2 protein-coding genes are annotated in these 1,985 nt (G+C 71.1%); one reads left to right on the forward strand and one right to left on the reverse strand.

Annotated features, from left to right (window positions below; translation table 11 throughout):
* The coding region (locus VR44_RS39370; RefSeq protein WP_245692898.1) for an alpha/beta hydrolase at window positions 1–871 on the forward strand (871 nt) is incomplete at its 5' end.
* On the opposite strand, the gene VR44_RS39375 is transcribed toward VR44_RS39370, so the two are convergent.
* On the reverse strand, window positions 868–1,985 hold a 1,118-nt coding region (locus VR44_RS39375; RefSeq protein WP_052714042.1), incomplete at its 5' end, for an NsdA family TPR-like regulatory protein. The two genes, VR44_RS39370 and VR44_RS39375, sit on opposite strands and share 4 nt — an antisense overlap.

Consider the following 1,985-nt stretch of genomic DNA (forward strand, 5'->3'; position numbering starts at 1 on the left):
TCATTTCTCTGCGTCCGGCGGTCGCATTCGGCTTCTCCTCCCTAACATCGGGGGCATGGCCTCTGCATGGGAAGTGCGGTTCCGGTCGCTGGACGGTACGGAGCTGGTGGGGACGGTGACGGCGCCGGCTGGGGTGGCGAAGGGGTGTGCCGTGCTGGTGCACGGTGCCGGTGTGACGAGGGAAGAAGGGGGCTTCTTCGGCAGACTCGCTGCGGGGCTCGCCACGGCCAGCGTGCTGTCCCTGCGGTTCGATCTGCGGGCGCACGGGGCGAGTGGGGGCCGGCCGCAGGACATCACCATCGCCGGGGTCGCCAATGACGTCCGGGCCGCCGTCGACCAGGTTCGGCGCGAGTGGGGGGCCGACGGGGCGCCGCATGTGATCGCGGCGTCGTTCTCCGGTGGTGCGGCCGCGCTGCACGCCGCGTACCGGCCGCAGGACGTGGGTCGCCTGGTGCTCTTGAACCCGCGCCTGGACTATCGGGACCGTTACGTGGACAGCCGCCCGTACTTCGAGGGCGACTACATCTCCGGCAGTGCCGCACGAGCTCTGGACGAGGCCGGTTTCGCCGAGAAGTCTCCGTTCGAGTTGGGGCGGGCGCTGTACAACGAGGTGCTCTATCTGGCCCCGGAGGTGTACCTGCGGGCGGTTCGGGCGCCGGTCCTGATCGTCCACGGGACGAAGGACACGTTCGTGCCGGTGGAATCGTCGCGGCGGTACCTGCGCGTCTTGACGGGCCCGGCCGAATTGTTGGAACTGGACGGCGCCCAGCACGGCTTCGCCGTCCACGAGGACCCCGGCTATGCCGATCCGCAGACTCAGATCTGGCAAGCACAGGTCATCGAGCGGGTGACCGGCTTCCTGACCGCCTAGACGGGCAGGGCAGCGAGGGCCTGGCGCAGTTCGCGGACGGCGGGGCGTCGTGCGTGGGGGCGTAGATCAGCAGCCGTTCTGCGCAGCTCACCGAGTGCCTGGCCGAAGCCGGGGGTGGCGGCCAGGCTGAGCGCGGCCATGCCGGTGGCGGCGGCGTGGTCGGGTTCGTCCGCTGCGGCCAGTGCTCCGGAGAGATGGGCGGTGAAGAACGCGCGGTCCCGGGCGGCGAAGGTGCCCTTGGCCAGGTGTTGCCGGAGGAGGTCCACGGCACGGGAGGGCTGTCCGGCTTCTCGGTGGCTGATCGCACTCTGTGCCATGAGCCGTTCGAGGGTGTAGCCGGCGCACAGTGGCCCGGTGCAGCTGGCGGCTTCGGGCTGACCGGCTCGCCCAAGGGCGTCGTGTGCTTGGTCGAGCGTGCGGGCAACCGTGTCAGGCGGGGCTCCGGTGAGGGCGAGGGCACGGGCTTCCTGCTGGAGGGCCTCGGCCTGGGCTCGCGGCGGCAGCGTCCAGGGGCCATGGGCAGCGGCGTGAGCGAGGTCGAGCATGCGGGCAGCGTCATGGCGATCGGTGGCCTGGGCCTTCCGGAGCAGGACGTAAGCGTGCATGGGGCCATCTCCCGTCACGGTCGCCCACTCGACGGCCCGGTCATGGAAGAAGACCGTGACGTGTGCCGGGGCACCCGCGTCCCGGTGCAGCCAGGCGGTGAACTCGGCCGCCCGTGCCCCCACACCCAGCAGTTCCCGGCGGACGGACGGAGATGCCTCATGGGCAAGCTCCTCGATGACCGCCAAGAGCTCGGTCGCGGCCGGAAGGACCCGGCGAGGGCCGGTGCTTCCGTCGGCGCGCGCCAACTCGTCCAGCGCGCCGCGCAGGTGCCCGACCAGGGCGCGGTCGCTGTAGCGACGTGCATGGTCAAGCCGGTCACGGCCGGACGGCCCGAGCAGCTGGGCGACTCCGAGCACTCCGTGTAGGAACGAACGCCTGTGCACCGCATCCTCCCCGGTCAGCTCCGCCCGCACGCTATGGGGTGGCACGAAGCCCAGTTGCTCCAACGGCATCCCGAACATGGACCGCAGCACACGCCGCGCCTGGGTCTTGGGCCAGCCCGGCTTCG

Origin of the sequence: Streptomyces katrae, from assembly GCF_000966975.1 — a bacterium.
Lineage (GTDB): Bacteria > Actinomycetota > Actinomycetes > Streptomycetales > Streptomycetaceae > Streptomyces > Streptomyces katrae.